The organism is Streptomyces sp. NPDC006458, assembly GCF_040612135.1.
Taxonomy (GTDB): Bacteria; Actinomycetota; Actinomycetes; order Streptomycetales; family Streptomycetaceae; genus Streptomyces.
Genome location: NZ_JBEXPR010000012.1, coordinates 238,353 through 244,441, shown reverse-complemented (window position 1 = coordinate 244,441; position 6,089 = coordinate 238,353). Strand labels below are relative to the sequence as shown.

5 protein-coding genes are annotated in these 6,089 nt (G+C 72.1%); 4 read left to right on the top strand and 1 reads right to left on the bottom strand.

The window, feature by feature from the left end:
- The 4 genes from ABZZ79_RS18930 to ABZZ79_RS18915 form a co-directional block, all read left to right on the top strand.
- Positions 1–1,053, top strand: a 1,053-nt coding sequence (locus ABZZ79_RS18930) for an alpha/beta fold hydrolase (RefSeq protein WP_356690063.1), incomplete at its 5' end; no start/stop codon positions are given.
- Entirely contained in the window at positions 1,050–2,489 is a 1,440-nt protein-coding gene (locus tag ABZZ79_RS18925; RefSeq protein WP_356690062.1) for an MFS transporter, read from the top strand. The genes ABZZ79_RS18930 and ABZZ79_RS18925, both read left to right, overlap by 4 nt.
- A 120-nt stretch (positions 2,490–2,609) precedes the next feature.
- Complete coding sequence (locus ABZZ79_RS18920) at positions 2,610–4,082, top strand: cytochrome P450 (protein WP_356690061.1); 1,473 nt, start codon at positions 2,610–2,612, stop codon at positions 4,080–4,082.
- Positions 4,083–4,199: 117 nt separating this feature from the next.
- A complete protein-coding gene (locus ABZZ79_RS18915; protein ID WP_356690060.1) occupies positions 4,200–4,904 on the top strand; it encodes a 4'-phosphopantetheinyl transferase superfamily protein in 705 nt (234 codons plus the stop codon).
- Between the two features lie 331 nt (positions 4,905–5,235).
- Here the strand turns inward: ABZZ79_RS18915 and ABZZ79_RS18910 are convergent, their stop codons facing one another.
- Positions 5,236–6,042 (bottom strand): LysR substrate-binding domain-containing protein, encoded by an 807-nt coding sequence (locus tag ABZZ79_RS18910; protein WP_356690059.1) that lies wholly within the window; start codon positions 6,040–6,042, stop codon positions 5,236–5,238.
- Positions 6,043–6,089 lie beyond the last annotated feature (47 nt).

The following is a 6,089-nucleotide window of genomic DNA, read 5'->3' as shown; positions in this document are numbered from 1 at the left end:
GTCCGACTCCCCTCCACCCTCGTCTTCGACCACCCCACCCCCACCGCCGTCGCCCACCACCTCCTCACCGAAATCGGCGACACCATCACCACCGCGGCAGCCTTCGGCGAGGTCCCGGGGTCCGTGGCGTCAACTGGGCAGAGCCGTACGGGAAACCGGTCCGGCCTGGGCACTCTGGGGACCCTGCTGCGCCACGCACACACCTCGGGCTCGATCCGGCACACGGTGCCGCTGCTGTTCGAAGCCTCGCGGTTCCAGAACTCGTTCGCCTCTGCGGCCGAGCTCGGGGACACCAGTGGATACGTCGTCCAACTCGCGGCCAGGCAGGCCCCGGACACCGCCGCCGCGGACGGGACCCAGGACGACCCCACGGTCGTCGTCCGCCGCGGGGCCGGCGAGGACGAGAAGCGACTGAAGATCGTCTGCGTTCCGTCCTTCGTGGTCGGCTCGGGCCCGCACCAGTTCATGCGGTTCGCGGCCCGGTTCGAGGGCCGGCGCGACGTCTACGTCTGCACCCTGCCCGGATTCCGCGGCGGAGAGCCCGTACCCGCCAGCTGGGAGGCGGCCATCGAGGTCCTCGAACAGGCGATCCGGCACGCCGTGGGCGGGGACCCTTTCGTCCTCGTGGGATACTCCATCGGCGGGGTGGTCGCCCACTCCCTCGCGGCCCGGTTCGAGGCTTCCGGGGACTCCCCGGTGCCCGTGGTGATGATCGACACTCCCACCCCGGACGGCGAGGAGGAGACCGACCGGGTCTTCTCGATGGTGATGACGGAGATCCTGAGCCGCGAGGACGAGGCCATCGTCGTCGACGACGCCAACTGGCTCTCCATGGGAACGTACATGAGGCTCCTCACGGAGCGCCCGGCTGCCCGGATCACCTCCCGCAGCCTCCTCATCCGCGCCGGTGAACTCCTCGGTGACACCGGGCAGTCCTGGCCGGCCTGGGAGATCGCGGACGACGAAGTGGAAGTCACCGCCGACCACTTCGCCCTGATCGAGTCGGCCGCCGCGGACACGGCGGACGTTACGGAAAGGTGGATCGGGCCATGAGCCTGCACCACACCACCGCCCAGGCGGCGCCCTCCGGGTCGGTACCGGAGGTCCTCGCCGCCCGGCGGGGGCTGTCGATCGCCGTGGTCCTCACCGGGGTCTTCGTCTCCTCCCTGGACCTCTTCATCGTCAACATCGCTTTCCCGGAGCTGGCCCGGTCCTTCCCGGACTCCTCGCTCGGCGACCTTTCATGGGTACTCAGCGCGTACGCGATCGCCTTCGCCGCGCTGCTGATGCCCGCGGGATCCTGGGCCGACCGGTCCGGCCGCAAGCGGGCCTTCATCGCCGGGTTCGTGCTGTTCACGGCGGCCTCGGCAGCCTGTGCCTTCGCCCCCTCGCTCGGTGCGCTCGTGGCGGCCCGGATCGCGCAGGCCGTCGGCGGCGCGCTGATGATGCCCAGCTCGCTCGGGCTGATGCTGCCGCTGTTCCCGGCGGAGAAGCGCGGCGCCGCGGTCGGACTGTGGGCGGCGATGGGCGGCGCGGCCGCGGCGGCCGGACCGCCCGTGGGCGGCCTCCTGGTCCAGGCGGACTGGCGTTGGGTGTTCCTGGTCAACCTGCCTCTCGGGCTCGTCGCCGTCCTCGTGGCCTGGCGGGTGCTTCCCGAGATCCGCGACAGCAGCCGCTCGGCCCCGGACGTGACCGGCGCGCTGGTGCTCGCCGCCGCCATCGCGGCCGTGGTCGCCGCGATCGTGCAGGGCGAGGCGTGGGGCTGGGACAGTGTCCGGGTTCTCGCCCTGGCCGGAACCGGTGCGGTCGGTCTCGCGTACAGCGTGCGGCGGATCCTGCGCCACCCCTCGCCCGTCGTGGAACCGGCGGTCCTGCGCATCCGCTCGGTGGCCTTCGGGGATCTCGCCACGCTGCTGTTCTTTTCCGGCTTCGGCGCGATGATCCTGGGTTCCACCCTGTTCCTCACCCAGGTCTGGGGGCACTCCGTCCTGCGCGCCGGGATGGAGATCGCGCCCGGGCCGCTGATGGCGGCCGTGTGCGCGGTCCCCGGCGGAATCCTCGCCTCCCGCTACGGTGCCCGATGGATCGGATTCGCCGGCAGCGTCCTCTTCGCCGTCGGAGGAGTCTGGTGGGCCGCCGCGACGGCCGTCGGCCCGGACTACGCCTCCGCGTTCCTCCCGGCGGGCATCGTCGCCGGCATCGGCTCGGGGCTGGTCCTGCCCAGCCTGTCGGGGGCGGCGACGCTGCCGCTGCCGCCGGAGCGTTTCGCCACCGGCACGGCCCTGATGTCGATGTGCCGACAGGTTGGCCTCGCCCTGGGGGTGGCCGTGGTCGCGGCCGTCCTCGGCGCCCGGCCCGGGCTGGCCGAGTTCCACACCACCTGGCTGTTCATGGCGGGCTGCGGACTGGCCGGGGGCCTGGCCATGCTCCTCATCGGGACCGACCGGGGACCCGCCCTCGCCCCGGCCCCGGCCCCGGCCAGGCCCTGACCGCACCGCAGCACCCCACCCCGCACCACACCCAAAGATCCGTACCTGATCCGCACCTGTGCACAGGGGCGGGCGGACGTCACCGCCCGCCCCGGCACCTCGAAAGGATGACCGGCAGTCATGAACACACCCCAGCAGGCGGCTCCCGAGAGCGGCACGGCCGACGAGGCGCCCGCCGCCGCGGCCGGATGCCCCGTCGACCACACCGCAGCCCCCGCGGCCCGTACCCGGCCGGCCATACCCGCCGAGGCGCTGCCGGGGCCCAAGATGTCCGCGCTGCGTCAGATCCTCTCGTACTGGAAGAACCCCGCGGACTTCGTGGAGAGCTGCCGGGACCAGTACGGGGACCGGTTCGCGCTGCGCATTCGGGTCCCTCCCCGTCCGCTCTACGTGCTCTCCGCGCCCGAGGACATCAAGCAGATGTTCCTCGCCCCGGCCGACGTGCTGCACACCGGAACCGGCTCCGCCACCATCGAGAAGTTCACCGGCCAGTCCGGGCTGGCCTGGCTGGACGAGGACGCCCACAAGATCCGCCGCAAGCTGCTGATGCCGAGCTTCCACGGCAAGGCGCTGCACCGCATCGAGGAGTCCGTCAACCGCATGGCCGTGGAGGAGGTGGCGAACTGGCCGCGGAACAAGGCCATGTCGCTGCACCCGCTGGTGCACCGTTTCACCCTGAACGTGATCCGTGAGGTCATCTTCGGGCGCGTGGTGCCCGCTCAGTGGGACGAGCTCCTCGAAGTCCTCATCGGGATGATGAAGTTCAACAACAGCATGGCCTCGGCCATGATGATCCACAAGATGTCGCCCGCGGCGGTGCGCGTGCTGCGCATGATCCGGCCTCTGGGGCTGGACGAGTTCCTGGTGCTGCGCGAGCGCGCCAACGCCCTCATCGCCGGTGCGGTGGCGGACCGCCGGGCTGCCGGGGACCTCGACAACGACATGCTCTCGGTACTCCTCGGCATCACGCACGAGGACGGCACTCCCCTGTCCCAGACCGAGCTGCGCGACGAGATGATGACCATCTTCCTAGCCGGCACCGAGACGACCGCCGCCGCCATCTCCTGGGCATTCGAGTTCCTCAGCCGCGAGCCGGAGGCGCTGGAGCGGCTGGTCGCGGAGATCGACGCGGGCACGGAGGACGCGTACCTGACCGCCACCATCCAGGAGGTGCTCCGGGTACGGCCCTCCATCCCGCAGATCATCCCCCGTACCGTCGTCAAGCCCATCGAGATCGGCGGGGTCCGCTTCGAGCCGGGCATGGTCCTGTGGGCGAGCGCGTACCTCATGAACCGCGACCCCCAGCTCTACCCCGAGCCCGACCGGTTCCGACCGGACCGCTTCCTCGGGAGCAAGCCGGGTGTCTACACCTGGATCCCGTTCGGCGGCGGCCGGATCCGCTGCCTCGGCGACAAGATCGCCCTGCTGGAGATGAAGACCGTCCTGCGGGAGGTGCTGAGCCACTGCGAACTCCACCGGACCGACCCCACGCCGGAGGCGACGAAGAGCCGCAGCGTCTCCACCCTCCCCGCGAAGGGCGCCTTCCTGGAGCTGCGCGCCCGTACCCCCCGGACGAGCCGCGCCGGAGACTGAGCCACCGGGCGGCGGGCAGCGACACGCTCCCGCCGCCCACCCGCTCACCGACCACGACCCCGTCCTCCACACCCCACACTCCGCACCTCACACTCCGCCTCCGGAAGGAGACACCCCGTGATCGAGGAGATCCTTCCCCCCGGTGCCGTGGCGGCCGAGTCTCTCGGGGACGCGCCCCTCGGCACGCTCGCGCCGGGTGAAGGGCTGCTGCCGGAGGAAGAGCCCCTGGTGGCGCACGCCGTACCGGCCCGGCGCGCCGAGTTCACCACCGTACGGGTATGCGCCCGGCGCGCCCTGTCCCGCCTGGGCCGGCCACCGGCCCCGGTGACCGCGGACGGGCGGGGAGCGCCCCGGTGGCCGGCCGGGGTGATCGGCAGCCTCACCCACTGCACCGGCTACCGTGCGGCGGCCCTTGCCCTGGACTCCCCACGCCTCCGCTCTCTGGGCGTGGACGCGGAACCACACCGGCCACTCCCGGACGGCATCCTGGAGACCATCGCTCTGCCCGCGGAGCGCCGCGCACTGACGGCCCTCTCCCGGCGCCACCCCGCACACTCCTGGGACCGGGTGCTGTTCAGCGCGAAGGAGAGCGTCTTCAAGGCCTGGTACCCCCTCACGGGAGAGCAACTCGCCTTTGAGGAGGCCGAACTGTCACTCTCCCCCACCGATCCCCGAACGGGCACCTTCGAAGCCCGCCTCCTGCGCCCGGGCCCCACGGTGGACGGCCACCCCCTCACCACCTTCACGGGCCGCTGGCTCCTCCGAAAAGGCCTGGTACTCACCGCGGTCGCCGTGAACGCCGAGCAGAACGCCTGGCAGTGAGGATCAGCCATGCATCGCCCGGGAGTCCGACTCTCCGCCTGACTGACCGTTCGGTTGTCCTCTTGGGGAATCGTCGGCCTGCGGGCGATGCCGTGCGGCGCGTGGCCGGTCGGGCTTCCGTGACTTCATAGCGCCTCTGTGTGTCAAGCGGCCTGAGGTCCCACACCGGCTGCTGCCGCTGGTGGAGTCGATCGGCCGATCCGCGGCACGTTGACCCCCCAGGGCCTGCCCATGCGGAGGGGGGTGCGTGCCCGGCGTCGCACGGCACTCGGTGATTTGTCCGACAGGCCCTGATCAAGACCTGTCTGACGGGGCCACGCCCACGTCACGCCTACGAGCGGCGGCGCGGCTTTCCGCGGCCGCCGCCGCCCTTGCCACCGCTCTTTCCGGAGCCTTTGGCGGCGCCACCCTTGGCCGTACCACCCTTTCCGGTCCCCTTCGGGCCGCCCGCCCGGGTGCTCCTGGCGGGGGTGGGCTTGCGGGGGGCCGTGGTCGCCTGGGGGCGCTCCGGCGCCTCGGACGGGCGCGGGCGGCCGCGGGTGCTGTTCACCGTGCGGCCGCGGACGATGCCGATGAAGTCCTCGACGAGGTCGGTGTGCGAGTCCTCCGGCCAGGACAGCGCCACGCCGGACTGGGGGGCGTCGGTGACCGTGCGGTAGGTGAGGTCCTTGCGGTGGTGCAGTCGGGCCAGGGACTGCGGGACGACCAGGACACCGACGCCCGCGGCGACCAGTTCGATCGCGTCGGCGGTGGTCGCGGGGCGCTCGACGGCCGGCTTGCCCGGTACCCGCTCCCAGCCGAGGACGTCGTCGAGAGGGTGGAAGACCACGTCGTCGGCGAGGTCGCCGACGGTCACCTCGTCGGCCGCCGTCAGCAGGTGGTCCTTGGGCACGACGACGACCGTCGCCTCGGTGTAGAGGGGGATCGCGCTGAAGGCCGTACGGTCCACGGGCAGCCGTACGATGCCCGCGTCCGCCTCGCCGGAACGCAGCACGGCCGAGACCTGCGCGGCTTCCACGGGGACGAGGGTGAGCGGGACGTCGGGCAGGCGGTCTTCCCAGATGCGCACCCACTTGCCGGGGGTCGCCCCGGGTACGAACGCGAGCCGGAACGAGGAGGGTGCTGCCGAGCCTGTCACCCCGCCAGGTTACCGGCTGTGGTCGGCGGCCTGTCACCCGGCGTTTA